This is a genomic window from Paraburkholderia franconis (assembly GCF_009362735.1).
In the GTDB taxonomy this organism is placed as follows: Bacteria; Pseudomonadota; Gammaproteobacteria; order Burkholderiales; family Burkholderiaceae; genus Paraburkholderia; species Paraburkholderia franconis.
In genome coordinates this window covers 12,227-38,394 of sequence record NZ_WHNP01000019.1, presented here as the reverse complement: position 1 = coordinate 38,394, position 26,168 = coordinate 12,227, and the positions used below count along the sequence as shown (strand labels likewise).

At 61.3% G+C, this 26,168-nt stretch carries 26 protein-coding genes; 14 read left to right on the top strand and 12 right to left on the bottom strand.

Annotation, left to right across the window (positions count from 1 at the left end; genetic code table 11):
• Positions 1-127: 127 nt before the first annotated feature.
• Positions 128-448, bottom strand: a complete 321-nt coding sequence (locus tag GCT13_RS20930) for a DUF4148 domain-containing protein (RefSeq protein ID WP_152761182.1) — start codon at positions 446-448, stop codon at positions 128-130.
• 285 nt (positions 449-733) lie between these two features.
• Between GCT13_RS20930 and GCT13_RS20925 the strand changes: the two genes are divergently transcribed.
• From GCT13_RS20925 to GCT13_RS20915, 3 genes are all read left to right on the top strand, one after another.
• Positions 734-1,078, top strand: coding sequence for a cupin domain-containing protein (locus GCT13_RS20925; protein ID WP_152761180.1), 345 nt, complete (start codon positions 734-736; stop codon positions 1,076-1,078).
• Positions 1,079-1,236: 158 nt separating this feature from the next.
• Positions 1,237-1,512, top strand: a complete 276-nt coding sequence (locus GCT13_RS20920) for a hypothetical protein (protein WP_152761178.1) — start codon at positions 1,237-1,239, stop codon at positions 1,510-1,512.
• A 192-nt stretch (positions 1,513-1,704) separates the two neighbouring features.
• On the top strand, positions 1,705-1,980 hold the full coding sequence (locus tag GCT13_RS20915; protein WP_321574508.1) for a hypothetical protein: 276 nt from the start codon (positions 1,705-1,707) through the stop codon (positions 1,978-1,980).
• A 24-nt stretch (positions 1,981-2,004) separates the two neighbouring features.
• Here the strand turns inward: GCT13_RS20915 and GCT13_RS20910 are convergent, their stop codons facing one another.
• Positions 2,005-2,970 (bottom strand): alpha/beta fold hydrolase, encoded by a 966-nt coding sequence (locus GCT13_RS20910; RefSeq protein ID WP_152761176.1) that lies wholly within the window; start codon positions 2,968-2,970, stop codon positions 2,005-2,007.
• Positions 2,971-3,378: 408 nt separating this feature from the next.
• Here GCT13_RS20910 and GCT13_RS20905 point away from each other — a divergent pair, with 408 nt between their 5' ends.
• Positions 3,379-5,382: a sigma-54-dependent Fis family transcriptional regulator gene (locus tag GCT13_RS20905; protein WP_152761174.1), complete on the top strand. Its 2,004-nt coding sequence runs from the start codon at positions 3,379-3,381 to the stop codon at positions 5,380-5,382.
• A gap of 173 nt (positions 5,383-5,555) precedes the next feature.
• Here the strand turns inward: GCT13_RS20905 and GCT13_RS20900 are convergent, their stop codons facing one another.
• Both GCT13_RS20900 and GCT13_RS20895 read right to left on the bottom strand, forming a co-directional pair.
• On the bottom strand, positions 5,556-6,725 hold the full coding sequence (locus GCT13_RS20900) for an NHL repeat-containing protein (protein WP_152761172.1): 1,170 nt from the start codon (positions 6,723-6,725) through the stop codon (positions 5,556-5,558).
• Between the two features lie 180 nt (positions 6,726-6,905).
• Positions 6,906-7,322 (bottom strand): plastocyanin/azurin family copper-binding protein, encoded by a 417-nt coding sequence (locus GCT13_RS20895; protein WP_152761365.1) that lies wholly within the window; start codon positions 7,320-7,322, stop codon positions 6,906-6,908.
• 270 nt (positions 7,323-7,592) lie between these two features.
• Between GCT13_RS20895 and pqqA the strand changes: the two genes are divergently transcribed.
• The 5 genes from pqqA (at position 7,593) to GCT13_RS20870 (ending at position 12,141) form a co-directional block, all read left to right on the top strand.
• Complete coding sequence (gene pqqA, locus GCT13_RS20890) at positions 7,593-7,667, top strand: pyrroloquinoline quinone precursor peptide PqqA (protein WP_143810907.1); 75 nt, start codon at positions 7,593-7,595, stop codon at positions 7,665-7,667.
• An 80-nt stretch (positions 7,668-7,747) separates the two neighbouring features.
• The gene (gene pqqD / locus GCT13_RS20885; protein ID WP_152761170.1) at positions 7,748-8,029 is read left to right on the top strand and encodes a pyrroloquinoline quinone biosynthesis peptide chaperone PqqD; all 282 of its coding nucleotides are present in this window, start codon (positions 7,748-7,750) and stop codon (positions 8,027-8,029) included.
• A gap of 328 nt (positions 8,030-8,357) precedes the next feature.
• Positions 8,358-10,085, top strand: coding sequence for a methanol/ethanol family PQQ-dependent dehydrogenase (locus tag GCT13_RS20880; protein ID WP_152761168.1), 1,728 nt, complete (start codon positions 8,358-8,360; stop codon positions 10,083-10,085).
• Positions 10,086-10,144: 59 nt separating this feature from the next.
• On the top strand, positions 10,145-11,383 hold the full coding sequence (locus tag GCT13_RS20875) for a c-type cytochrome (RefSeq protein WP_152761166.1): 1,239 nt from the start codon (positions 10,145-10,147) through the stop codon (positions 11,381-11,383).
• Between the two features lie 317 nt (positions 11,384-11,700).
• Positions 11,701-12,141 carry a zinc-finger-containing protein gene (locus GCT13_RS20870; protein WP_152761164.1) on the top strand — a complete coding sequence of 147 codons (441 nt, stop codon included), beginning with the start codon at positions 11,701-11,703 and terminating at the stop codon, positions 12,139-12,141.
• A gap of 51 nt (positions 12,142-12,192) precedes the next feature.
• Here the strand turns inward: GCT13_RS20870 and GCT13_RS20865 are convergent, their stop codons facing one another.
• Positions 12,193-12,900, bottom strand: coding sequence for a DNA-3-methyladenine glycosylase I (locus GCT13_RS20865; protein WP_152761162.1), 708 nt, complete (start codon positions 12,898-12,900; stop codon positions 12,193-12,195).
• Positions 12,901-13,174: 274 nt separating this feature from the next.
• On the opposite strand from GCT13_RS20865, the gene msrB reads away from it, so the two are divergent.
• Positions 13,175-13,627: a peptide-methionine (R)-S-oxide reductase MsrB gene (gene msrB / locus GCT13_RS20860; RefSeq protein ID WP_152761160.1), complete on the top strand. Its 453-nt coding sequence runs from the start codon at positions 13,175-13,177 to the stop codon at positions 13,625-13,627.
• Positions 13,628-13,700: 73 nt separating this feature from the next.
• Here msrB and GCT13_RS20855 read toward each other — a convergent pair whose 3' ends face one another.
• On the bottom strand, positions 13,701-14,216 hold the full coding sequence (locus GCT13_RS20855; protein ID WP_152761158.1) for an MOSC domain-containing protein: 516 nt from the start codon (positions 14,214-14,216) through the stop codon (positions 13,701-13,703).
• Positions 14,217-14,329: 113 nt separating this feature from the next.
• On the opposite strand from GCT13_RS20855, the gene GCT13_RS20850 reads away from it, so the two are divergent.
• Positions 14,330-14,650 (top strand): hypothetical protein, encoded by a 321-nt coding sequence (locus GCT13_RS20850; protein ID WP_152761156.1) that lies wholly within the window; start codon positions 14,330-14,332, stop codon positions 14,648-14,650.
• A gap of 13 nt (positions 14,651-14,663) precedes the next feature.
• Here GCT13_RS20850 and GCT13_RS20845 read toward each other — a convergent pair whose 3' ends face one another.
• The gene (locus GCT13_RS20845; RefSeq protein WP_152761154.1) at positions 14,664-15,944 is read right to left on the bottom strand and encodes a DUF445 domain-containing protein; all 1,281 of its coding nucleotides are present in this window, start codon (positions 15,942-15,944) and stop codon (positions 14,664-14,666) included.
• A 264-nt stretch (positions 15,945-16,208) separates the two neighbouring features.
• Here GCT13_RS20845 and GCT13_RS20840 point away from each other — a divergent pair, with 264 nt between their 5' ends.
• Complete coding sequence (locus GCT13_RS20840) at positions 16,209-16,637, top strand: DUF3293 domain-containing protein (RefSeq protein WP_152761152.1); 429 nt, start codon at positions 16,209-16,211, stop codon at positions 16,635-16,637.
• 249 nt (positions 16,638-16,886) lie between these two features.
• Here the strand turns inward: GCT13_RS20840 and GCT13_RS20835 are convergent, their stop codons facing one another.
• From GCT13_RS20835 to GCT13_RS20815, 5 genes are all read right to left on the bottom strand, one after another.
• Positions 16,887-17,183, bottom strand: coding sequence for a hypothetical protein (locus GCT13_RS20835; protein WP_152761149.1), 297 nt, complete (start codon positions 17,181-17,183; stop codon positions 16,887-16,889).
• A 1,569-nt stretch (positions 17,184-18,752) separates the two neighbouring features.
• The gene (locus GCT13_RS20830) at positions 18,753-19,721 is read right to left on the bottom strand and encodes a ParB/RepB/Spo0J family partition protein (RefSeq protein WP_152761147.1); all 969 of its coding nucleotides are present in this window, start codon (positions 19,719-19,721) and stop codon (positions 18,753-18,755) included.
• A gap of 11 nt (positions 19,722-19,732) precedes the next feature.
• Positions 19,733-20,884: a ParA family protein gene (locus GCT13_RS20825; protein WP_152761145.1), complete on the bottom strand. Its 1,152-nt coding sequence runs from the start codon at positions 20,882-20,884 to the stop codon at positions 19,733-19,735.
• Between the two features lie 84 nt (positions 20,885-20,968).
• Positions 20,969-22,672, bottom strand: a complete 1,704-nt coding sequence (locus tag GCT13_RS20820) for a replication initiation protein (protein ID WP_321574516.1) — start codon at positions 22,670-22,672, stop codon at positions 20,969-20,971.
• Positions 22,673-23,348: 676 nt separating this feature from the next.
• Positions 23,349-24,188: a MipA/OmpV family protein gene (locus GCT13_RS20815; RefSeq protein WP_152761143.1), complete on the bottom strand. Its 840-nt coding sequence runs from the start codon at positions 24,186-24,188 to the stop codon at positions 23,349-23,351.
• 271 nt (positions 24,189-24,459) lie between these two features.
• On the opposite strand from GCT13_RS20815, the gene GCT13_RS20810 reads away from it, so the two are divergent.
• Together GCT13_RS20810 and GCT13_RS20805 are read left to right on the top strand one after the other, a co-directional pair.
• The gene (locus GCT13_RS20810; protein WP_152761141.1) at positions 24,460-24,876 is read left to right on the top strand and encodes a MarR family winged helix-turn-helix transcriptional regulator; all 417 of its coding nucleotides are present in this window, start codon (positions 24,460-24,462) and stop codon (positions 24,874-24,876) included.
• Between the two features lie 225 nt (positions 24,877-25,101).
• Positions 25,102-26,043 carry a LysR family transcriptional regulator gene (locus GCT13_RS20805; protein ID WP_152761139.1) on the top strand — a complete coding sequence of 314 codons (942 nt, stop codon included), beginning with the start codon at positions 25,102-25,104 and terminating at the stop codon, positions 26,041-26,043.
• Positions 26,044-26,168: the final 125 nt, after the last annotated feature.

The following is a 26,168-nucleotide window of genomic DNA, read 5'->3' as shown; positions in this document are numbered from 1 at the left end:
GCGTGTTCGCCGCAAGCGACGCTCGTCAAAAGAAGAAACCGCGACATGCATTCCGTCGTCTGACGGCGCGTGTCGCGGCTGGCTGGTTTGCTACGTCACGCTGGCTGCATGGAGCCAGCGCCGTCGATCAATGATGCTCGAAGACGGGAACCGAGTACGAGCTTGCAGCGAACGATGCACGTTGTCCTGCCTGCGACGTGCCATCCGCCGTGCCGCCGATGCCGCTGGTTTGGGCGCCATTCGCAGCTTGAACCTTTGCTTCGGCTGACTGGATGTTGGCGGGGTATTGCGTGTCGCTGCTGTTCGAAGGCACATAACCGGTCTTCTCCAGTTGCACCAGTTCAGCGCGAACCTGTGCACGGCTAACCGGCTGACTGGATTGCGCGAACGATGCAACCGGGACAGCGAGGACAGCAGCAAGTGCAACGGCCTTGATGAGCGATTTCATGATCATTACCTCCAGATTGATTTGAATGCGTCGAACGATTTGTTCGTTGCGTTGAAGACAGTCTAGGAGTGTCGGCACCTGGGATAAACACCTATTCGGCCAACTCACAGTTGCGCCAAACGTGACAAATCGGAATCGCTTTACATCGATGAATTTCCGTCGCGGCAGGGCTCGTCGCTGATCGCATTCCGAGCCGCATCTACACTTCGACTACGCACACTCCGGCGGATCGCGCAGAAGTGATTGCGCGTCAACGCTCTGACGCCATACGAAAAGGGAGACGAAATGAACGGACAACACGCCACGCCGCACTTCTCTTCTGTCGATGCGCAAGCGCTGCCGTGGACACAATCGGTTTGTGCGAGCGGCGTGCAGATCAAGAATCTCGGCAAGGCCAACGGCCGCGCGATGCAACTCGTGCGGTTCGAGCCGGGGACGGTCTTTCCCACGCATCTGCACACAGGCCCGGAGTTCATCTACGTGCTCGAAGGCGAAGCGACGCAGAACGGGCAGCGTCTGTTGCCGGGCTGGGTCGGTATCGCCGAATCGGGCACCGTCGACACGGGCTTCAAAAGCGATACCGGCTGCGTGTTCCTGTTGATCTACGAGCTGACGCAGCGCTTCTGCTAGTGGCGCATCTATCACACGCGCGAGCGAAGACAGCCGGCCGTTACTACCCGTTACAGACGCAACATGCGGGATGCAACATGAGAACGAGTGCATTTATAGAATGCCATCACTCGCCACCGTGGCATTCATTGCGCGAACGCCCGCAACGGAGCAACAAGTTGAAACGCCTAACCCTCATTTGCACCGCAGGCCTCATCGCCGCCTGTACGTCTACGGCCGCATTCGCCCATGTCGATGTCGGCGTGACGTTCGGCATCCCCGCTCCCGTTTATGTCGAGCAGCCGCCTGTCGTGTACGAAGCCCCGCCGCCCGCCGTCTATGCGCCCGCGCCCGTCTACTACGACTATGGATACGGCTATCGCGACGACCACTGGCGGCACGACCACGGCCGTCATCGCGGCTGGCATCATCATCACGACGATGACGATGATTGAAGGCAAGGCGCTTGAACGCGCTTGAATCGTCTCGAAGTCGATCGGGCCAAAGCTTCATTTGTTGAACTCGACGACAGCCGCTCCACGATTTTCGGCAAAGAAGTCGAATCAGGCATTGCCATCCGACGAACCGTCGTGGTAGAAGCTCCGCTCGCCCGTTTCCGGCGCGAAGTCAGTGAACAGGAGCATACGGTGAAGAGGACCGCCGAAAACAAGTTGAAGGTGGTTGCGGTACGGGTGGACCCCGCGATCGAACGAAGGTTGCGGCTATTGGCCGAAGTCACGGGGCGCAGGCAGTCGTTCTTCCTGCAACAGATGATCGAGAGCGGGATCGGCGCGATGGAAGAGACCTGGCTGCCGCCCGCCGTACTCGCACAGGTCCGCGACGGCACGTTGCCGCCGCGCGAGCAGATGGACGATACGATGCCCGATCTCTTTAGCGGCATCGTCGCTGAACACGAAAGCTAACGCGTGATGCCTTTATCGGCAGGTTTATCGGCTAAGAAACGCTTCGCGAATCGTTGCGATCAGCGCGCGTGCAAGACGCGGATCGGATGCGAGATGACCTGCATCGACGAAGCGTCCGTGCACGGCAGGAACCGCGTGCATCAGTCGATGCAGATTCTCCGGCGAGCACACGGGGTCACGCAGGCCATGCACTGCGCGGATCGCGACACCCGCTGAAACGGCCCGCTTTGCCAGCGCAATCAGACGCCGCTCGCCGAGCCAGCAGCCGTGCATCAGATAGTGGGCCTGGATGCGGTACTTCGCCGTTATCGCATCGTCCCGGCCACGCGTTCTCGTCTTGCGCGACGCTGAGGGTCGCGACGACGCCTGCATGAGGATCGCGTTTTCATACGCGCGCCACGCCGACGCGACGGCATCGGCCTGCATGCGCCGCATCGCGGGCATCCGCATGCACGCCGCCGACAACGACGACGTGCGCTCGCATCCTGCCGCATGCATCAGCGCGCGCCAGGCTCGCGGCGCACGAGCACGCGACGTCACGAACAGTCGGCGCACTTCGCGCTTCGACGTCAGGAAGAGTCCGCGCAACACGACGGCGCCGACGGCCGCCGGATGCGTTCCCGCATAGGCCAGCGCAAGCGCGGCGCCCCACGATCCGCCCACGACGCCCCATCGCGCGATGCGCAGTTCGGCGCGTATCGCTTCGAGATCGCCGATCAGCCGTTGCGTATCGTTGTGACGCAGACTACCGCGCGGCGTCGATGCCCCTGTGCCTCGCTGATCCACCATCACGACACGCATGCGCGCAAGATCGAACAGACGCAGCGCGCCAGGCTGACTGCCGCTTCCCGGCCCGCCATGCAACACGACGACGGGCACGCCGGCGGGGTCGCCGTGTACGGTGTAGGCGATCGTATGGCCGTCGCGGGTGAGTCTGCGATGCGTGGTGTCGGGCGATCTGATGCGCGATGCCGCGCGAGGACGGGTCATGGTCGAGTCATCCGTTTTCTTCGCGGCGAACAGGCGTGCGCGAGTTGTGCATGCTATCCGCGCATATCGCCGCAGTCCGCGTAATCACCAATTTTCGCAGCCGTCGCGCGACCGTAACTTCGCGATAGCTACAGCCGTGGCCATCACGAAGGACCACTGGCGTACAGCGTCTCGCGATCTGACCATCACGTCGCTCGCGCCCGTTCGCCGCCCGCAAAGGACCAAGGCGAGTTTGCCCCGACGACGACCGCTTCGGCCATGACGCTACCCTTTCGTTCGGCTGACGGCTTCATTCGCTGCTGAAGAGAGTATCGGCTATTTGGCGCAGGTCTTGCTTTTTAATCCGGCGATGCCGGCACACGACCGGCACGACAACAGCCACCATCTTGCATGGGACCGGAGGAGACAATGCGCGAAGAGGCCCACCCGATCGCTGGATCATTCGTCAGCCGCGACTGCGGCTGGCTCACGCCGTCGATCCAGAAAGCGCACGAGCGGTCCGAAACGTTCGGGCTCAACGCGACGATGCGTCCGGACTACGATGTGCTGACGCAAAGCGAATTGCGGATGAAGCTCGAGCAGAACCGCGCGCTGTGTGCGCACGCGACGCCTGTGATGGAAACGCTGCGCGAGCAGATCGCGAACACGCAAAGCATGATCGTGCTGACGGATGCACAAGGGCTGATCCTTCATTCGATCGGCGACGACGACTTTCTGCGCCGCGCCGAAAAGGTCGCGCTCAAGGCAGGCGCGAACTGGGCCGAAGAACGGCAAGGCACGAATGCGATCGGCACGGCGATCGCGGAGCACTGCGCGACCGTCGTGCACGGCGACCAGCACTACCTCGCCGCCAACCGCTTTCTGACGTGCTCCAGCGTGCCGATTCTCGATCCGTATGGCGATGTCGCCGGCGTGCTCGACGTGACGGGCGATCATCGCAGTTACCATCAACATACGATGGCGCTCGCGAAGATGTCGGTGCAGATGATCGAAAACCACCTGTTTACCAGCACCTTTCGCAACACGCTGCAAATCGCGTTTCACGGCCGGCCGGAATTTCTCGGCACGCTAATGGAAGGCATCATGGCCTTTACGTGCGACGGACGCTTTCTGTCCGCGAATCGCAGCGCGCAGTTTCAGGTGGGCTTGCCGCTCGCGGCGATGCGCGCGCATACGCTGTCGTCGCTGTTCGGCCTGACGACGCCGCAACTGATCGACCGTCTGCGCGCGAGCCGGGGTCATCACCTTTCGCTCGATCTGAACAACGGCACGGTTGTTTGCGCGAGCGTCGAGTTTCGCCGCGCGACGCACGAAGAGAGCGCATGGTCCGCGGACACCGTCACCGCACCGCCAACCGCCGCCGCCCGCGCGCAGCCCGCGAGACGCGCGTCGCTCGTCAACGCGCCGTCGCGGCTCGACTGCCTCGACACGGGCGACCCGCAGATTGCCGCCGTCATCGCGAAGGTGCGCAAGGTGATCGGCAAAGACATTCCCATTCTGATCACGGGCGAAACGGGCACCGGCAAGGAACTGCTCGCGCAGGCCATCCACAACGATTCGCCGCGCCGCGCGGGGCCGTTCGTCGCCGTGAATTGCGCGTCGATACCGGAAAATCTGATCGAGTCGGAACTGTTCGGCTATGAGGAAGGCGCCTTTACGGGCGCGCGGCGCAAGGGCGCCGTCGGCAAGCTGTTGCAGGCGAATGGCGGCACGCTCTTTCTCGACGAGATCGGCGACATGCCGTATCCGTTGCAGGTGCGGTTGCTGCGCGTGCTGCAAGAGCGCGTCGTCGATCCGCTCGGCTCAAGCAAATCCGTTCCCGTCGATATCGCCATCATTTGCGCGACGCACCGCAATCTGCGCGAGATGATCGTGCAGAACCGTTTCCGCGAGGACCTGTACTACCGTTTGAACGGCCTCGTCGTCAAACTGCCGCCGTTGCGCGAGCGCACGGATCTCGCCGGCGTGATCGAAAAGATGCTGCAACTGACGCCGCCCGACGAAGTCACGGGCTCGCGGCTCAGCGTCGCCGACGATGTGATGACGCTCTTCGAGCAATGCGCGTGGCCCGGCAATTTCCGGCAACTCGGCAATCTGCTGCGCACGGCCGCCGCAATGGTGGACGACGACGGCCAGATCAGGCGCGAGCATCTGCCCGAAGACTTCTTCGACGATCTGCGCGTAAAGCCGGCGCCCGCGCCACAGCCCGCAGGCGATACGTTGCCGCTGCCGGGCACGCGGCTTCAGGACGTTCAGGCATGCGCGATCGCCGCGGCTGTCGCGAGACACAACGGAAACGTGTCGGCGGCTGCACGCGCGCTCGGCATTTCGCGCAACACGGTCTATCGCAAGATGCCGTCGTTGGGCAACGGCAGCGGCGCGCAAGCGGACTCAACAGGCGACGACACGTAGCACGCTCCCCTTTCCTCTGTGTATTTGCAGCGTGCTGCGTGCTGGCGCACCCACTGTTGCTTTTCGGAACAGGTGTGCTCCAAATCTAGACAACCTGTTCACCGTCGAGCAGCGAGATCGCTCGCGCTTGCTGGCGTCATATGCGGTATCGCTCGATCCGTCCTCCTCCAAGGTCAGTTGCCACTGCTTGTGCGCAACGTCCAGACGGTAGCCGTATTCGTGTTGTCGTTGACTGCCGCGAACTGCGATTGGCCACTGCTGCTCAGACCGAACGCAAGGCCGAATGCGGAGCCCGGCGTCGGATCGACCTGCATCTGCGCAACGAAATGCCCATCGGGTGTGAACTCGACGATTTCACTCGGTTGCTGCGCGTCAGGATTGATGGCATCGCCATTCGACGTCACCAGATCGCCGTTCGGCGCAAGCGCCAATGCCAGTGGCCCGTGAAGATGGTCATTGTCCTGATAGATGACCGTTCCCGGACCGTTATCGTGCGTGAGCGCCGCAGCACCCGAAATGGCGAACACCTCGTTGTTGTTGGTCGATGCGACGTAAAGCACGTCGTGGGCTGCGTCATAGGCCAGCCCCGTCGGGCCGACGACGAGCGCTGCGGGATCGGGCCGATGCGCGTAGCCGGACGCAATGATGCGCGAGCTGTTCAGGAGCGTCGCGCCGCTTGCGCCGATGTTGATATCGATCCGCGCCACGGTACCGTTCAACACGTTCGAGACGAACGCGGTGACTTGCGCCCCCTGTTCGCTGATGACGGTCATGTCCCACGGACCGTCCAGCAGGGTTGAATCTTTCAGTTCGCTGAGGAGCCCGCCTTGCGGGTTGATCACCAATAGCGAGCCAGGCGAGGTGATGGCTGTGCCATTCGTCGTCGGAAGATTGCCGACCAGCACAAAGCCGCTCTTCAGTACCGCGAGTGCGGTGGTGAGGCCCAGATTCTGCCCCTGGAAAAAGGTCACTGGCTTGCCGTCGGTCACCAGCTTCACGATGGTCGTCCCGGTGCCTTGCTTGTTCGACCCGGCGTTGAAGTTCGACACGAGGACGTCACCGGGGCTCAGCGCGCTGCCCGACGGCACGCCGCCCGGCACGAAAGCAATGCCGTACGGATTGAGGTCATGCTTGACTGGAACCGTCGAAGCGACGGTCGATGTCGGCGGAATGACAGGCTCTCCGCCTGCAATGGAGGGCCCCAGCAACAGTACTGCGAGGCCAATGCCGCACATGGCGGCGTGTAAGCGCACGGGCGTGAAGCGGAACGGGCGACGGAGTTTCGACGGGCGTATGAACGCCGTGGGTGATTCGAAGGCAGACAACTGCATCAAAGCTTTCATAGGGCACCTCCTTCCCTTGCGGGCACCCCAGCTGCCCCGGCGGCTGGGAAAAGCTCTGAGAGTCTTCAATGCTTCGGCGCGAAAAGCCGCTCGAACGCGTAAACGTGCGAGCGGCCCATTTATTCCGCGTCTCTCTGTGCTTCGCGCAAAGAACCTCCATCTTCGCCCGGATAACGCCCTTCACGGTGTGGCCGCAAGCGACGCATGCATGCCCATCGCATAGTGACCAGGCTTGTTACACACGAGTACGTAGTGGCCCGGCGCAAGCGTGATCGTGAGGCGTCGACTCTTGCCTGGCGCAACGTCCTCGACTTCGCCCATCTTTTTGAATTTCTGCTCTGGCACCTGGCCTTTATGAACCGGAAGCGCATTGTCGGCGAGCGATGTCTTCAACACGACGAGTTCGTGAACCATCTTGTTGTCCGCGGCATTGCGGACGTCGAACGTCACGGGACCAGCTTTGACCTCGCTGGTGTCGAGCTGAATTGCATCCGAGAGCAATGTCGCGCTGACGTGTTGCTGAGCGTCACCGCGAGCCGGGAAAATGCCAAGCGCAATTGTGCTGGCGAGAATCATCACGTGTTGAACGAATCTCATGGCTGCACCTTTCATAAAGCCCTGCTGCCGCAATCGACTGATTCTCCATAGGACAATGACCGGCATGCACACGCAAACAAGCGTGTAGAAGCAGGTCAATTGCGCGCCGGCACGCGTTTCACCTAAACGCGGGCCACGAGCGATTTATTCCGACGCCAGTGCGACGGCGGTTTCATCTGCATCGCGAGTGCTTCCGGCATGGAGCTTGCGTTTCACGGCCCCGACCGCCATCGAGCCGCGGTCGTTCGTCAAACCATCCAGGAGACAGCCATGCAGTGGAGCACACCCGCCTATACGGATCTGCGTTTCGGTTTCGAAGTGACGATGTACATCGCCGTTCGCTGAGGTCATGCTGAAATGCCGTCGCGCGTTGCACGCGGCGCGTGACGGCGCATCATCGACGCAAACAAAAAGGCCGACACGCCATGATGCCGATGCCCGCCGATGCCGGTCCGAGCACGCGCCCGCGCCTCAGCCAGCTGTTCCGGCTGCACTGGGAGCCCGGCGAGCACGTCTATGTGCTGCGCTATCCGCAAGGGATGGTGAGGCTCAATCCGAGTGCGGGCGAAATTCTCTCGCGCTGCGACGGCACGCGCGAACTCGATGAAATCATCGACGAGCTCGAAGCGCTCTTCAACGCGTCCGGCCTCGCACCGGATGTCTATCAGTTCATCGACCACGCACGACAACGCGGCTGGCTCGACTGACGTTTCCTATTCCCGCGCAGAACGTGAGGATCACCTCATGTTCTGCTTTGTCGTGTTTCGACAGCCGCGCTGAACGACGTCGCGCTGTCACTTTTGGCAACACGCGATCTGTCCACTGCTCCACGATGCAACACAACACGCGCTGCGCCACCACGCGCCTTGTCGGCATGCACGCCTGCGACGCATGGGCTCCAAGCCGATTCGAGAGGATCGCCAGGTAATGAGGAGGCAATGGCATGCGACTTGCCTTAACGGCCACGCAGCCGACACGCAGAGCTAGGACCTTCTGCCGACAGGCGTCGCACCGATAACTCAACTGGAGACAACGATGAAGACAAGTTCGGCTTCGCCCGCGCGGCTCGCGATACTGGCCGCTGCCGTCGCGGCAACCATCAGTCTGAGGCCGGGGCCCGTTGCCGCCGCGGCCGACTATCCCGCTGTGACGTATGACCGGCTCACGTCGGCGCAAAGCGATCCGGGCTGGCTCACCTACTACCGCACGTACAACGGCCAGGCGCATTCGCCGCTCAAGCAGATCGACGCGTCGAACGTGAAGGGTCTCAAGCAGGCATGGGCCTACAAGTTTCCCGCCGATCTTCAGCAAGGCTTCGAAGCGACGCCGCTCGTCAACGGACGCTATCTGTTCGTGACAACGCCCAAGGACAACGTCTATGCGTTCGATGCCGTGTCCGGCAAAACGCTGTGGAAGTACGAACCGAAGCTCGGCGCCGAGTCGTTCAAGACCGCGTGCTGCGACGTCGTGAACCGGGGCGTGGCGCTGTACGGCAAGAACGTCTATGTCGCGATGCTGAGCGGCGAAGTGGCTGCGCTCGACGCGCAAAGCGGCGCGCTCGTATGGAAGAAGCAGATGTTCGATCCGGGCACGGGCTACGCGTTCTCGCTCGCGCCGCTCGCACTGGACGGCGCGCTCGTGGTCGGCAGCTCGGGCGGCGAGTATGGCGCGCGCGGATTCATCGCCGCGCTCGATCCCGCGAACGGCAACGTGCTGTGGAAGCGCTATACCGTGCCCGGCGCGAAGGAGCCGGGCGGCAACACGTGGCCCGACGGCATGCAGGAGCACGGTGGCGCCCCCGCATGGCTGACGGGCACCTACGATTCCGGCAGCAAGACGCTCTATTGGGGCGTCGGCAATCCGGGGCCGTGGCTCGCCGATCTTCGTCCCGGCGACAACCTCTATTCGGACTCGCTGCTCGCGCTCGATCCGAAAACAGGCGACCTCAAATGGCACTACCAGTACACGCGTCACGACACGTGGGACTATGACGGCGTCAACACGCCCGTGCTCGCCAATATCAAGTACGAAGGCAAGGACTATGACGCGATCATTCACGCGGACCGCAACGGCTATTTCCACGCGATCGATCGGAGCAACGGCAAGCTGATCTATGCGCGCCCGTTCGTGAAGGCGACCTCGGTCACGGGTTATACGGCCGATGGCAAGCCCGTGCAGGACGAGTCGAAGTATCCGAAGACAGGGACGACCATCGAGACCTGTCCGAGCTTCCTCGGCGGCAAGAACTGGTGGTCGGTTTCATACGACGCGGACAAGCACATCGCCATCGTGCCGACGCTGCACGCGTGCATGTCGCTGTCCGGCAAGTCGGTGAACTACATGGAGGGTTTGCCGTATCTCGGCGAGGGCTTCGAGATCAAGCCTGAACCGGGCAGCCAGGGCTACGGCGAACTGCAAGCGATCGACGTGAACACCGGCAAGAAGCTCTGGAGCCACTGGAGCAAGCTGCCGTGGAACGGCGGCGTGGCAACGACGGCAAGCGGCCTCGCGTTCAGCGGTTCGCTTGACGGCCATCTGTACGCGTTCGACGTCGCGAGCGGCAAGGTGCTGTGGCAAAGCCCGAAACTCGCGAGCGGGATCATCGCGCAGCCGTCAGTGTTCGAGATCGACGGCAAGGAATACGTCGCGGTGCTCGCGGGCTACGGCGGCGCCAATCCCATCTGGGGCGGCCCGATGGCAAAGGTCGCGGACAAGGTGCCGCGCGGCGGAACGCTTTACGTATTCGCGCTCAGCCATTCGTGATTTCGCAGAACAGGGACGCGGCGCGTCGCGCCCGTCCCGATCTTTCCGGACGCTTCGACATGAACCACTCTCTCAATCGTATTCCGGCAGCGAGCGCGCTTGCTGCCTGCCTCGCGCTCGCATCGGTGTCATCGATGGCAAGCGTGAAGGTCTGCGCGTTTCCCGGCAGCCCGTCCGCGGCACTGGATCAAACCATCGCGCGCAACGTGTTCGCACAGGCGGGCATCCCCGCGACGCTCGTCAAGCGCGGCATCGGCGATGGCGATGACGACGGCGTTTCGCTGAAGGAACTCGACAGGACACTCGCACGCGATTGCGACGTGATCGCCGGCTTTCCGCGCTCGACGGTCGCGGATGCTTCCAACAGCAAGCTGCAGTTTTCGCGCGGCTATCTGCGCGCGGGCTATGTGAGCATCGAAGCGCCCGACGCGAACCCGCAAGGTGCCGCAAAGAACACAGTCGCGGCAATGTACGCGAGCCCCGCGCAGCTGATCGCCGTGCAGCAGCCGAGCATCAAGCTCGATCTGCAGAACACGTCCGCATTGAGCGTCGATGCCGTCGCGAAAGGACATGCGCAGCGCGCGATCGTCTGGTATCCCGCCGTCGTCGCTTATCGGCTTGCGCATCCGCAGCAGCGCTTCACGGTCGCCGCCGCGCGCTCGCCGTACGCGGACTGGCAACTCGTGTTCGCATTCGGGCCACGTACGACCGCTTTGCGCGAACGGATCGACGCGGCGCTCGATACGCTGTCGAACGATGGCCGCCTGCTCGCCTTGACACGCGACTGGACGATGCCCGCGAATGCGATCGCCGAAAGCTCCGCTGACGATCCCGCACGCTATCGCGACGGACCGCGCGCATCGCATGCATCGCGCGCGGTCGTTCGGCCAGCGCTGCTCGCGGCCGCGAATGCGAACGACGCGGGCGGCTTCGTCAAGATCGCCGCCGACGCGGCAAGCGGCGCGCCGTCTTTCGATCAGGCGCAGGCGACGCACGGCAAGATGCTCTATTCGGCGGCTTGCGCGAAATGCCACGGCGCGCAGTTGCAAGGCGTGACGGCGCCCGCGCTGCAAGGTCCGGCGTTTGCGCCCGCGTCCAACGCGCATCTGACCATCGGCGGCGTGTACACGTATATGGCGACCAACATGCCCGCCGACAAACCCGGCAAGCTGAAGGATCAGGATTACGCCGACATCATGGCGTTCCTGCTCTACTCGAATGGCTATCGGCCCGGCGGTGCGAAGATGACGGCGGACAACGTGCGTGCGTCGGCGACGCCGCTCAATGCCGGGAAGTGACATCGGGCGCATGGGCCGCGCCGCGATCCTCGTGTTTCGGATCGGGCGCGGTCCATGGCTTTATGGCGCGCAGCAGTGCAATCGGCTCAAAGGGGGCCAAACCCCGTTCGTGATTTGGTCGCCGTCGGAGCCGTGCGCGTGCGCAGTCGTGCGGCTTCATCAAGCTCATGTGATAGCGCGAGGCATAAGGGCAAGCGGTTTGGCGAGCCGGCCCCGTTTGGTATGTTTCGGTAAGCTAGTGCTTTTGTCCGACCCGTGCGCTTCGGCCATAGAGCGAACCTTTTTATGAAGCCAGTGAAACCGACTGAGGCGTTGCCATGCGCGTAGGCAAACCCGTGAAGGCGCTGCCGCAACCGCTGTGCGACTACTGCGGGGCAAAAGCCGTGCTCGCGCGCGCAGGCGACGAAAGCTATCCGTATCGCGACGATCACGGTCCCGTGTGGATCTGCGCGCCGTGCCAGGCGTGGATCGGTATTCATGCGCGCAGCACGCGCCACGTGCCGCTCGGCCGGCTTGCCGACGCCGCGCTGCGCGACGCGAAGAGCCATTTGCACGATGCGCTCGAACCGCTCGTCGCCGGCAAGGTGCGGCGCGACGGCGTCAACGCGTTCGAAGCGCGCGCGAAGGCGATCCGCTGGGTTGCGACGGAACTCGGCTTCGATCCGCTGCCCAATTCGATTCATATGCTCACGCTCGATCAATGCGAGCAGGCGCTTCGCTTTGTCGAGGCGTTCATGGCTGCGCGACGCAGCAGCTGATTGCGTTAGCCTTTTGCGTGATCCCGAATCGCGATGTCGCGCACGTGGCGCTCACTCGCGCGGCCAGACACCTGAGCTGCCGCGCCGATGGCTGTCGACGAGATTCGTGTCGATGATGCCTGTCGCTTCCATCAACGCATGCATCGTCGTCGGTCCGACGAAGACGAAGCCGCGCTTGCGCAATGCCTTGCTCAACGCGACCGATTCGTCCGATGTCGTGGGAATTTCGGCGATCGTGCGCGGGGCAGGCGTCGCGTGCGGCTGGAACGACCAGATCAGCGCGGCAAGTCCACCCTCTTCACGCAAGCGGACAGTTGCTGCGGCGTTTGTGATCGTCGCCAGAATCTTCGCGCGATTGCGGATGATCCGCTCGTCGGCCATCAATCGTTCGACGTCGTTCTTGTCGAATGCGGCCACCACGTCGGGATCGAAGTTGCCGAATGCCTCCCGGAACGCTTCGCGCTTGCGCAGAATCGTTGCCCACGAAAGCCCGGACTGGAACGCCTCCAGGCTCAACCGTTCGAACAGTCCGTGCTCGTCGCGCACGGGCATGCCCCACTCGGTGTCGTAGTAATGCTTGAGCAGCGGATCGACAGAGGCCCACGGCGGACGCGCGAGGCCATCGGCACCGATGACGGCATCGAGCGGCTGCGGCTTCTTCGGACGCACGGCCTTCTTTGCCGCAGCACGCGCCTTTTTGACGGCGGGCTTCGCGGTGGGCTTCGTAACAGGCTTCGTGGCAGGGCTGGTTTTCTTCATGCTCGAATAAGTGGGTTTTGCTCGATGCGCGACCTTTGTGCTGACGCGCGCCTATTGTCGTATCGCTCTTCTATCGACGGCAAGGATAGCGGCAGCGAATGATGCGCCCACTGCAAGCACGCTGACATTTGCGTATGCTTGAGCGTATCGGTAGCGCCCATATATACGGGTACGAGTGGCCGTCGCCGGTCGCGCTGGAAAGCGGGACGCCCCTCGGGTCCGACAAAAGCGGCAGACGCAAGCGCTGCCCTGCAAATCAAGGAGAGATTCACACATGCCCGCGTACGCAAAAACTCCGGAAGCATTGGACCGTCTCACGCCCGAGCAGCGTCGCGTGACGCAGGAGAGCGGGACGGAACGCCCCTTTTACAACGAGTTCTGGGACAGCAAGGAAATGGGCCTGTACGTCGATGTCGTATCGGGCGAGCCGCTCTTCACGTCGCTCGATAAATTCGACAGCGGCTGCGGCTGGCCGAGCTTCACGAGGCCGCTCGAGGACGAACACGTCGTCGAGTTGCGCGACACGAGTCACGGAATGATCCGCACGGAAGTGCGCTCGAAACACGGCGACAGTCATCTGGGTCACGTGTTTCCGGACGGCCCGCGCGAAGCGGGCGGGCTGCGCTACTGCATCAATTCGGCGTCGCTGCGCTTCATTCCTGTATCGCGCCTCGAAGAGGAAGGTTACGGGCAATACCGCAGCCTCTTCGACAACACGAAGAAGTAAGCAACATCGCGCGACGGCGGCCCGCAGGTCCAAGCCGCTGTCGTGCGCAGCCACGACGTATCTCGCGGCAGCGCTAGCCGGCCGCGTGCAACGCTACGGGCAGCGCTTCGATCCCATCGCCAATCCGGATCTCTCCGCCCTTCACGACGCGCGCCGTAATGCCGCCGAATCCACGCACGGCGTTATAGCCGCCTGTACCCAGCACTTCTTCCATGCGGGAACACGGATGACACTCGCCCGTCGCTTGCAGCACAGCGCCGCCAATCTGGAATTGCCGGTCTTTCAGCGCCATCAGGTTGATGCCTTCCGTCACGATGTTGCGCCGCAAGTCGCTCGCGGCAACATCGCTGCGCGCCAGATGACTCGCGATGCTGCGCAGACTTTCGACCTGAATCAGCGTGACCTGCCGTTCGCCGCCACGGCTCGCGTAGTGGTCGCCGACGAGGCCCGCGTTTGCGTCGATCAGTGCCGTTTCGACGACCGTCATCGCGACTTTTCGCCGCGTACGCAAACCTATCCAGACGATCCTGCCGGGACGGATCGGACCGTTGATCAGCCTGGCGAGCGGCGACGAAGGATTGAGCGGCATGGGCAACCTGCGGATGCGGGTGAGGACGATATGGATCAGCGGGGCGTGCGCCACAGTGCATCGCGCATCCGCCCATCTCTATACTATCGCCCATCGGATAACAGGACCCGCAAATGAAACGAGCAGTACTCACGGCGGCGCTCGCCATCGGCCTCGTGCAACCGTCGATGCATGCGTTCGCGCAGACAGTCGCCGACCAGTGTTTCGCGATCGGCGATATCGCCGGTCAGGTCGCCTCCTGGCGCCTGCACAAGAAGACCAGGGCGCAGGCGCTGGACCAGGCGCGGAAGTACTACAAGGACGCGTCGGATCGTCAGGCCGTCGATGCGGTGATCGACAGAGTTTATAGCGGTGCAGCGATGACGCCCGACCAGGCCAGCATGGTCTTCACGCAGAAATGCGCGCAACAGAAGAAGCCGTCGGGCACGCAGTAATGCCGCGCACGCGTTACCACGCGTGCAGACGCACGAACGCGAAAATCTGCGAGCTCGCATAGAGCAGCAGACCGATGCAGCCGCCCACGATCGTCCCGTTGATGCGGATGTATTGCAGATCCTTGCCGATGTTCAATTCGATCTGCTCCGACATGTCGCGCGAATCCCAGTTCTTCACGGTGTCGCTGATGTGGCGCGTCAGATAGCCGGCAAAATCCGGCGCCATTGCGCGCGCCGCTTCTTCCATATGCTGATTCAGCGAACGGCGCAACGCTTCGTCGTTCGCGAGTTCGCGGCCGATCCATTGCCCCATCGCAGACACTTTCGTGTGCAGCACGGAGTCGCCGCGCTCGAGATCGACGCGCAGCCAGTCGCGCAACTGGCCCCACAAGTCGCGGACGTATAGCGCGAGATTCTCGCTGTCCTTCAGGTAGCCTTTGATCTCCTCGCCCTTCTGCAGAAAGACGGGATCGGACTTCAGCTTGACGATCAGGCGTGTCGCCGCTTCGTCGAACTTGTGACGCAATTTGTGTTCGGGGTCTTCGCTCACGCGCAGCAACATGTTGTTCACCGCCTGCGCGACAACGTTCGCGCCGCTCTCGCCGAGCCACTCTGACGGCATCAGCTTTTCCAGCGTCGGATACTCGCGCTTGAACCAGTCGACGATCTGCTCCGCGATGAACGCGCGGACGCCGGGCTCGCGAAGCAGCGCCATCAGATGCTCGATGCCGTCGTCGAGCAGTTGCTGGTGCCGGCCATCGCGCGTCAACGTATCGAGAATCGCGCCCGTTGCCTTCGACAGATCGATTCTGTCGAGCATCGCGTCGAGCGCATCCTTGATGAAACGCTGGATGCGCGCGTCGTCGAGCAATTCGAGTATCCCGGCCGTCAGCTTCACCACGTAGTCGCCGAGGCGCTGCGTGTTCGCGTCGACGCATAGCCAGTTCGTGACGCTCTGCGCGGGATCGTGCTCGCGGATCAAGCCGACAATCGACGATTCGTCGAGAAACTTCTCGCGTACGAAAAGCGCGAGATTGTCGGCGATCTTGTCCTTGTTCTGCGGGATGATGGCGGTGTGCGTGGCCACGCCTGGAATCGGCACGCGCCGGAACAACGCGACGACAGCGAACCAGTCGGCCAGCGCGCCGACCATCGCCGCTTCCGCCACAGCCTTGATGCCATCGACCCACAGGCTCGCGCGCATGAACGCGGTCGTGACGAAGACGGCGGTGGCGATCAAAAGCAAAAGCGTCGCGCGACGCTTCGCATGTTTGAGTTCTAGTACCTTGTTCATTGGACTGGCTTGTGTCGGTTCATTGGCATTCGGGACGCAGCAGATATTCGCACGCGGATTCGCACGCGGGGCGTTGGGTGGATCGCCAGCGTGGCCGTCGGGTCTTCGATGCGTTGACACCAGATTGACCGCCGTGCTGTACTGCCGCCTCATTACGCATCGGTGGACGCCTGCGCTCACGCTTCCCGTCCGCGCGCGGCGGTTGCGACAGCGATGTGGGTTTGCGGTGCGACGCTGCGTCGACTTTCGTTCAGCGGAGGTTATTTGTTTTCGGATTCGCAGATTCCCCGTGCGACGATCCAAGCCTATCTGGAGACGCACTATTGCGTGCGCGGTTCCATGCCGGCGACGCTGAAGATCGGCGAATACAACGCGTTGCTGGCTGCCATTCACGATGCGCATGCTGTGCGGAGCAGCGCGTTCATCACTGCGTGCAATCCGTTTAGCCGGATGCTCGACGACGCAGCCAACGTCGACCGGCAGCTCTCGCTCGCGCGCGAACTCTCGCAGCGCGGGTTGACGTCTATCGATGGCGTCGGCGAGCACCCGTCCAACGGCTGGCCCGGCGAGCCGAGTTTTCTGGTGCTGGGAGTGTCGGTGAAGGATGCCAAGGCACTTGGGATGCAGTTCGGCCAAAACGCAGTCGTGTGGTGCGGCGGCGATGCGGTGCCGCAGTTGGTGCTTTTGCGGTAGGGTTTGACGAGCCTTCTGCGCTTTGGGTCGCTGGCGCGCGGGCTCGATTGGCGAGTTGCCGGGAAATATGTAGCAAACATCACAGATTACGTACTAAAGAGTACATATCCGTGAATTTGCATCGGAAAATTAGCGAAAGCCGCGTTTGACGCAAAATATCTCGTGCCGGAGCCGAAATATCGTGAAACATACAGCAGTCGATCGGCTAAGTCATTGCATTGTAATGGTTTCTTCGACTGGGCGGTTTTCTTAAGGTTGTTTCACGGATTCTACGACAAGTGCTTGCCGATTAAAGGTTTTCAGTGATGTGCGGTGTTTTTGGGTCGTCGCAGCGGCGTGGGTTTTCGCGGTTGGCGGCTGGCGTGCGACCGCTAGAACGGCATGACTGAAATACTCTTGTGACCACTGCCCGGTCGTTGCGAGTATTTGTCTGTACAGCTGATTATCCTTTGAGATCAAGACGGGAGACCCATCTCGCTCCGAGGCATCCAAGGGCAGCTCTTCGATATAGTTCGGCGGCGCTTCCAGTGCGATCTCCCTGTCCATCAACGGCTTGGGTGCATGGTTGCGTACGGCGGCACATAGGTGTCGCATTTGTCGACCGATACGTAGGCGCGTTATCTACTTTTCGATCGTCAGTTTTTGACTCCGATTCGACGTCGCGTGTGGCATGTGCTGTCTTTGGAGCTGTGGTCGTTCGACCGGCGTGCAGCAGATCGGATCACACGCAAGTGCGTATTTCGAGTCGCTTGTATGTTCCAGCGAGACGGTGCCGGATCGCTAGATCAACTGGCTGTGATCGGTCACGTGCGAAGATTCACTGAAAATTCGGCAAAGAACTGTGCGTCGTTAGTCGTTGTCGCGCTCCACAGACGGCGGCCAACGCGGCAACGCGCATCTCCCACTGTTCATTTGCCTGGCGGCAACTCCAGAGGTCTCCGGTCGTCCGGTGATCTGGCGGCGTCCGCGAGTGTGGCGAGAAGCCAAAATCTATCGGAGCATTGTCGACCGCAAATCGGCGTTTTGGGTTTGACGGGCCGAGTGAATTCGCCGTGCCGATCCGCGGGACAGCTTCGCCTCAATCGCAAGGAATCCTGCTCCGGCATCGACGGAGCCGCTACCGCATGCGGACGTCCGCGCCATAGAGTCTCGCAATCCACACGTATCGGTTGCGCCGCCATTTGGTACGGTTCGTACCGCTTCCACATTTGGTCGCGTGTGGCGGGGCGCCGGTGCACGCCGATGATGTGTGATCGCTCCGGCACTTTCCCGCTCGCCGTCGCGGCTCTCGGTTGACAAGCACCGGCGCTGCGTTTCGATGACGAGCGCGCCAAGCTCCGCTTCATCGCTCCGCCTCTGTCTGTCGTTCCAAGAGTACGCGTTCCTCTATCGACGGTAGACGAGTGCCGCCTACGATTAATCTCGGGCGTTGCAGGTAAAGTACCACTCGTGGCTAGCCTAAGTTCAGCTTCCGCACCGGTCGCACATACAGAGTGACGCTTTATAACATGATGACGCCCGCCCTGACCGTGTGGCTGGAAGCGTCGCCTGGGCACAAGCGGTCGAGTTCACTCCGGGTGTCTCAGCGGCTGTAGGTGGTCGTGCCACCGGTTATTTACGGTAAATAGTCCGCGAAACCAGGCGACCACGGGCTCGTCGCGCTTCCACCTATTTACCGTAAATAGCCGCGAGCCGATTTTCTCGCAGAGAATGTTCACAGGTTTGAGGGCGGCGCCCGGTCCGGTTCTTGAGATGTCGCGACGCGAAGCCCACAGACACCATCCTATTTACGGTAAATAACCGTGGCGGTGGCCCACTGACATCGCAGTAAGCCTGGACGGCCCGAATTACTCGTCAGAGAAAAACACCACTCCCGCGACCTCAGATCGCCGGAGTGGTGTGCAGGCAAAAGAGCTGCGATTGCGGCCACTCATACGGCCGCGGGAAAGAAATAGGGGATGCAATACGAGGGGGCTGGTCGGTATCGACCGAGGCAAGGAAAACTACGAGATCACGTGGAATCAGAGCAGCGTCAGACCAACCACCGCCGCCCCTAAAACTTTTCAAAGAATCCAACAGCACCTACCGACCGCAACGGCAGGCACCGGTACACCATTAAGCTCCCGACGACTGCACGTCCTCGAGAAACCCGGTAATCAGCTGTCGAAGCTCCTCAACCCGATCTTGCGGAACGCCACTTGCACGCAACCGGATCACGAGCAAATCACCCTTCCGTTCGATGCCAACTTCCTCTTCCTTTCGAGCGGATGCCGCAGGACGCGTTGCTCCCAACAGCGCAGTCAGCACTTCCGGCGCCGTTCTCGTCGGATCCTCCGCAAGCTCGATGGCCCGTTGCACGATCTCGTCCCGCGCCTTCTTGACCGCGCCAGCCAATTTCCGGGCACCTTGAAACTGAATATCGTGCGGCGAAGGAAATGCGGCGATGACTTCATCAGGCAATTCAGCCACCAGCAGCGCACTCGAAATATTCCCTTGCGACAGCCCGCATGCCTTCGCCATCGCGTTTTGCGACGGCCACAACTTGTCATCCAGCGCGCGCTTGTACCAGACACCCTGTTCCCACGGACTCAGATTCTTGCGAGCCCGATTCTCCTGATCCATCTGAACGAACTGGCCTTGTTCGGTGATTTCGCGATCGACTATCGCATTCACCGGCAGCCCGAGCTCCAGACACGCGCGATGGCGTCGATGACCGAACACGATCTCATACCCTTCGCCCTCGGTGTCCGGTCGAACCTTGATCGGTTGCGTGTTGCCGCCCGCTTCCGCAATAAGCGACTTCAATTCGGCAAAGCTCTCATCCCCAAAATCCTGGCGATTTGCCCATTTCGACGCATGAATCGCCGTGGGATCAAGCGCGCGAATCGGCACGGTTCCGTCGTAGTCTTTCAGCTGCGCCTCCAGCTGCGAGACACGATCGGAACTCTCGCGCATCGCGCTGCGGAATGCGAGCATCTGACCGGGCGCCGTGCGAGGAGAAGCACCGCGGCCACCTTCCGGAGACGCTGGCGCGGGCACCATCAGATCACCAGTCTTTTTTGCAAGCCTGTCCTTGATCGACATTTAACGCTCCCTTATTTGGACTTTGCCCAAAAGGCCACAATGGATTGCTCGACGATTTCGGTCACGCGGTCGTACGCCTCACGCGCCCGGCGATAGGTCTTCGCATTGCCGTCGTATCGCGAGATGTCATACACGGTCCCGAACTCCGCCGAACTCGCCGCCGTCACAGCCGTCTTCGGAATCTCCACGGGCAGAACTTTTTCCGCATACGTCGCGGAAATCCATTCGCGGACGACACCCGCCGCCGCATCCGCAGGGTCGACCCGTGACAGCAGCACGTGAATGAACTCGAATGACTTGTCGGTGTTCGTCTCCGCAGTCAGATTCGAAGCGAGATCGCTGAACAGCGTCCAGAACTGAGCCGAGCTGGCGAAGTCGAGCGCATTCGGCGGTGTCGGAACGATCAGCCCGTCCGCGGCCATAAACGCGTTGACTGTGCCGTAGCTCAGCGCGGGCGGCGTATCGATGATGATCACGTCGTAGTTGCTGCGCGCCTGCTCAAGACTGGTGTTGAGCACGTTCCAGAATTCGAAGTCCGGCTCCTTCATCTGGCGACTCGGCAAAATAAATTCCACGTTGAACAGCGACGACGAAGCCGGGACGAGATCGATCCCATCCCAGTACGTCTCGCGGATCGCATATTCGATGCTGCTTTGGTCGCCCGTCGCGAGGGCAGTGATCGTCGAATCTTCTTCGACCTCTGTGTCCGGCAGAATTCCGAACAACGTGGTCAGCGATCCTTGTGGGTCGGTGTCGATCACCAGAACGCGGTGTCCGCGCAAGCTGAGGCCCTGCGCGAGCGTCATCGCCGTGGTCGTCTTGCTCACACCGCCTTTGAAGTTGCCGATTGCGACGGTCATCGCCGGCGCGCTGGCCGGACGCAGCGCGTTGTTGCGATAGGCCCGCACCCACTCGCGCGCTTCCGGCAATGAGAATTCGCGTCGCGAACCCGTCGCATTCACCGTGCCTGGCGGAAGATCGCCCTTCGATGCGCGATAGGTGATTTGACTCTTGTCGACTTCACAAAGTACGGCCAGCTGTGAAGCGTTGAAGACAGGCGGGATTTTGCGGGCGTTCGGCGCCAGCATGCGGCCCCGAACCTGCGAGACGATGTCAGTCGCGCGCGCGGCCTGATCGACGATGTCCTGGATGGTGATGTTCATTAGCTGATCCGCAGAAGACGATGCAGTCAGCTTATATCAGATGGCTCGACAGAAAGCCATTAATTCAACGGAAAAACGCGATTTTCAGGAATTTCGTTGCGACGCAATGTCCTGGTGATTTTGAGAAAGCCATGCATCGAACTTGTCACCGTCGAATTCCGGCCGCACGCGATTTCTTAGCCAGGATGCGAAATTCACGCGGCCGACAGAACCCGAGAAGAGTCCTGGACTGTCGGGCCGGAACTCGCGCGCATATTTGGCGCCATCGCCCTCGACGAACTGTCGCGCGAACGCACGCTTCTCATCTTGCGTCAGCGCCTTGACGGCCGCCGCGCACTGGAGACGATCGAAATCGATACGCAATTCCTGGATGCGCGCATCCAGCGTCCGCGAGCGAGCCGCAGCAGCCTGCTTCTGCGCCTTCTCGCGCTTTTCCTTTTCGTATTCTGGCTCGGAGACGTCTGCCTTGTTCTCGATCAACGTACGAATGAAGCCAGCCGTCGACCGCTTGATCTGCCCTTTGCGGTCCTTGTCTTCAGCGAGTTGCACGACGAGGCGCGCGCGCTCTTCGTCTTCGATGACAAAGCTGAGCGCGAGCTTGTCGCCAATTCCGTGCGCGCGAAGTTTCCGATAAATCTCGGTATCGCGTACGTGTGCGAACTCGTCTTCGGTCTCCGGCGTCAGAAGCGACTGCTGAGCGCCTTGGTGAATGAGAAATTTCACTCCCGTCACCGAACGACCAAGCCGTTGATATTCGACGTCGACGTTGATGTCTGAAACGTCGTTGATTTCCTTCACGGCCTTCTGAATGACCTTGCTGTTCAACCTGCGAAAATCGTCGTAGTACTCTTGGGTCGCGCCGAGCAGCTTCCGCAGCACCGGCAGTTCAATCCAGCCCGTCGAGCCGACCTTCTGAAAACGAAGGCAATTCTCGTAAAGCGTTAGCGCGTGCGATTTCGAAAACTTGCGTTGCACGCCGAGATTGACGGTAGCGTAAATCGACGGATCGTACAGTTTCTCGGCGAGCGCCTCGTCATAGCGATACGAGCACACGCCTGCCCGGATTTCGGCGAAGGACAGAATGGGCATCACGCTCCAGCGCTCCCGCCCATCGTCCATGACGTTGAACTCGACAGCCGTAGTGGCGAGCTGGCGCAACGCTTCGCGCAGCTTCTCGGTATTTTCGCTTTCCGTCCAGCCGAGCACGAGCATGAGCGTCCGCACCGGAAGGCGGTGCGTTCTCGTGGTCAGAAGGTTGTCGTACGAGTGCAGCAGCAGCACGTTGGAAAGCTTTCGCTCCAGCAGCGAAAGTTCGCCGCTCGTATGAATTGCGGCCACGTGCTTTTTGACGCTCTCGCTACGAACCTCACCCGGCAAAGTTTTGCGCATGGCGGGATTGTGCGCCAAATGACCCCAGCTTGCAATCATCGTCTGGGACATGTCAATTACGCATCCATCGGATTGTCCCGATTCGTCCGCACGTTTTGGGCAGGTCGATCTCGTTTTCCGCGAATCCACCACAGGCGGGGACAATCCCACCTCGATTGGGGGCGCAAGACGCCCCGGACGGGGACGTTTAGCCGAAAGTGACACCCCGACGGGGGACGTTAGCCACCCCAAACGGAGACATAAGGGCGCTTGAACCGTTGTCTGATAAGGGACTGAGCGATGTAAACGCTGTAAACGTTGTTTACCAAACGGTATACAAACCTCAAGACACCCTAGACGGGGACAACTCGCCAGAATTTGTTGCTGCTTCGATTGAGAAATCTCCAGTCTGAATCGCACCAAGGGACATTGGCCTCCAATTCCCGAAAGCTCGAAACATCGCGAGAGATTCGTGCTAACTCACTGAACCGAAAATCAATTTCCTCCTTTTCTCGTCGAGCGTGCTTTCTGCACGCATATATTTATCGTAAATAACACCCGGCCAATTCCCCAAGTTGCTGACCCAATCCACCCTAACTGGGGACACTCATCCTCTAGCACCGTTGGACAATAGCGCGCACCCCAACCGGGGACATTCGACCATTCTTTCCGACAAACGTGCACGAATCGGGCAATTGCAGCGCTCGCTGTCGCAGCATAGTGGCTCACATTGGGCAAATTCGTGCTTCCGTCACCCCAGATGGGGACCATTGCGATGTCGTGATTTTTCCCGAAGCCGCGCGGTGGAGCTTCGCCGCCCCAAATGGGGACATTCGACCCGTGCACCGTATTTACCGTAAATAGATTGCGAGGAATAGCGAGCCAGATCGAGCATCACTGCGCGTACGAATTGGCTCGCGTCCGAACTCAGTAGGAACAGAACGTACGTTGCGACAAACAGTCGCGTACTCCCTTACGCAACTGCTTGCGAAAAAGCTCCTCAGGTTCTCGAATTGCGCCCAATTACGTGAATAGTAAGGATCGCCAGGAAAACCGCCAACAGGCCCTTCCGACCCAGCCCGCACCGTTATTCACATCAATATTGGTAATTAATCGACACGTCGCACACGCCGTTGGTTTTCGACTGCGTAATCGGGCTGCCCGCCGCGCTGCCGAGCAGCCGCTTGATCGCGCCGTCAGCGGTGACGAACCAATGTTTGTCGACGAACCAGATCACCGTCACGCCGAATCCCGCCGACTTCAATCCCGCGCTTGCGTCGTACTGTGCGTATTGAGAGGCTGCCGCCTGCGCGGCATTCACGCCGAACCAGCTATTCATGTACTTGGAATCGGCGAACGTGACGGATGGCCCCGCAAACCAGAAGAAGTTTTCCGAACTGCCCGGCAGCGGCATGTAAGCGCCCAGATCGGCGATCCATCCGTTCGAGCCACCAAAACTGCGCGTCACGGTGCCGCGAAAAACGAGAGGGAATTCCTTGGAGATCACATACTCCCCTGCCAGCTTGACTTCGGGCGCGGGATTGATGTTGCCGAGTCCGTCGAGCCGAGACGGATCATCGTGTGCGCGCCGGCCCAGGTCGTAGACGGCTGCGATGCTGACGCGCCAGTTGTTCCCTTGCAGTACGTTGACGCCTACGCCTTCTCCCGTCGACAGGAAGGCGAGGTCCTTATACCGGATGTCGACGCTCGGGCCGACCAGCGTGTGATAGCGGTCCGATCCATCGTATCGAGGCTCGAGAGTCGAACCGACACCGAGTCTCACTTCCCAGTCGGGGCGGCTTGGCTGGTACATCTTTTCGAGCGGAATGCCTGCGGAATATTGCCACTCGCCGAGCGGCGACGGCGTTTGCGCGTTCGTGGCGGGCGCGCCGCAGATCATATAAGCGAGGCTGGCGTAGAAGGGTAGCTTTGTCATGTCGGCGAACATCACGGGTTGCGAGTTCGGGGATGCGGCTCATTGTTGCTACACACAACGCCCCCAATTTACGACATCTGGAGGCTACGCGGAAGCAGCAAGCCTCGTGCCCGTCTGCCGAAGCGCCGCGCCACTCATGACCTGATTTGCTTCACCAGCGAGCGCCCGTCCTCGGAACGAAGTCAACCACCATTCGACAGATCATCCGGCGAAGCTCTCTGGTTCATCTATATAGTTGTCTTGCTAATCAAATCGTGATCGAATGGTTGCCATGTTCGATCAATGCCTCTACTTCAATGCATCCGCGTTGGCCCGTCTCGTCGAGCGGGAGTGGGCGCCCGTCTATGCGGAATTTGGACTGACGCCCGCGCAGGGTTTCGTCTTGCGCGTCGTGCTGGCGTCGCCGGGATGCCTGGGCAGCGAAATCGCCGACAAACTGGGCATTGCGCGTCCTACGGCGACGCGGCTCGTCGACAGCCTTTCCGAAAAGAAGCTGGTCGAGCGCCAGCAGGGCACATCCGATGGGCGCGAATGGGGCGTCTATCCGACGCGCCTGGGCAAGGCGCTAGAAAAATCGATCGCCGACGCAAGCGCGCATCTCGCGAGGCGCCTGCGCGCGCGGATCGGACCGGACATCGTCGAAACGACGGTGACGGGCATGCGCAAGATACGCAAGGCCCTCAGATGACGAGGCGCTTTCGCCGGCAAACAGTTGTCTTGCTAATCAACCACGATTCATTGCGACCAACTTCAGCGTCCCGCAGATATTTCAGTGCATGAAATTGTAGGAGTGGACTGAACAGTCAATTCAGTGACAGCCGCTTTATCCGCGCGCTTTACCTTTGTACAGTCCAGCATCGGATCTCTGACTCTCGTTTTCCTCAAGGCAAGCGACTTCACAGAAGCGGCAACGATGGACTATTTGCAGTCACTCAGGATGTTTGTAAAGGTCGCGGAGCTTGGCAGCTTTACGGGCGCGGCGGACCGGATGAACGTATCCAGCGCGGTCGCGACGCGCAGCGTGGCTTCGCTCGAAGAACGCCTGGACGCGCGCCTGCTGCAACGGACGACGCGTAGCGTCACGCTCACGGAAGCGGGCCGGCTGTTTCTGGACCGCGTGCGCGCGATCGTCGCGGATATCGACGACGTCGAAGGCGGGCTGCTGGCCGCGACAGGCGTGCCGTCGGGCACGCTGCGCCTTGCGGTGCAGGGCACGGTCGGCGCCGGGTATCTCGCGAAACTGTTGGGCGCTTACACAGCCCGCTATCCGCTCGTCGTGCCGCAGGTGATTTATGCAGACGGTCCCATCAGTCTGGTGGAAGGGCGCTTCGACGCGGCCCTGACGAGCGACTACTATCCGCATCCCGGGTCAGTCGTGGTGCGCGTGGTCGCGCGTTCGCAGACGATGCTGGTCGCGTCACCGCGTTATCTGGCAAGCGTCGGCAGCATCAGACAACTGGCGGACCTCGACCGCCTCGTGATGCTTTCGCATGAAGACGGCGCATCGGCGGCCGAACACGATCCCGCGCGCCGATGGCTCGACGCGAACGCGCCGCATGCCACGCACATCCGCGCGAACAGCAGCGACATGCTGCGGCGCATGGCGCTCGAGGGCATGGGCATCGCGCTGCTGCCGGCGTCGATCGTCGCGGAGGATATCGACGGCCATGCGCTCATGCAGGTTTTGGCGGATACGAATTTGCCTTCGACGGGGCTGTCGATTGCATACGGCAGCCGCCGCAATCTCGCGCCGAACGTGCGCGCGTTTGTCGATTTTCTCGCCGCGCAGTCCGCATACGATTCGCTCACGGCGCCCATCAAGCACGACGACGTCGCGCTGGAAGAGGGCGCGTGAAGCAGCGGCCACGAAGCGCGGTCCAACCCGCTTCGACGACGAAGACGAAAGTTCGCGTTCCCGACGCACGAAGTGCCGCCCGCTGGACCACACTGTGACGTCACGCGGATCGATCGAAAAACGCA